Source organism: Psychrobacter sp. 1Y4, from assembly GCF_051847555.1.
In genome coordinates, this window is record NZ_JBPYDE010000712.1 from 1 (window position 1) to 642 (window position 642).

The 642-nt window shown below is 45.5% G+C and carries 1 protein-coding gene; it reads right to left on the bottom strand.

Annotated features, from left to right (window positions below; all coding sequences use genetic code 11):
- The coding region (locus ACS8FC_RS18480; RefSeq protein WP_439297865.1) for a methyltransferase domain-containing protein at positions 1 to 642 on the bottom strand (642 nt) is incomplete at both ends.

A 642-nucleotide genomic window follows, 5' to 3' on the forward strand; every position in this document is an offset into this window, starting at 1 on the left:
TACCATCGCCTGATCAAATGGCATTAGCTCACCGCACCCTGCAAAAATACCATAGTGGCGACTGTCATCACCGATAAATTCAAAATGCGGCGCAAAGCGAGATTCTTGTAGCATCCGAAAGGTATTGCCGCATACAGGAAATACTCGTCCCGCCTCAATCGCATGATGCTTGTCTAGATCAAACCGATGCGGGGATTGCTCGATAGATCCTTTGTATATCACCGCCTGTCCATGATCTTCACAGGCATCTTCTAACGTGGCAATTTTGAATAAACGATAAGTGGCCGAGAAAAACTGTATATCACCAATTTTGGCAGCCAATACAGGATCTGTAATCTCAAGCGGACGATCTTCGACCAGTCGTGGGTCTAAAAACCCTGCGTCTCTTGATAAACGGATAAAGTCTTTCCAATACAAAGCGCCACTCAAGCACTCTCCATATAATACAGGATCATCTATCAAGTGTTGCGGAATACGGCGATCAGCATAAACATCAGAAAAATAAAATTCGCCGCCAGGCTTCAGCAGTCTCTGCACGCTCGCCATCACGGCGGCTTTATCTGGCGACAAATTAATGACGCAGTTTGAGACGATAATATCGAAACTACCATCAGCAAGGTCTAACTCATCGAGCTTTTCGAT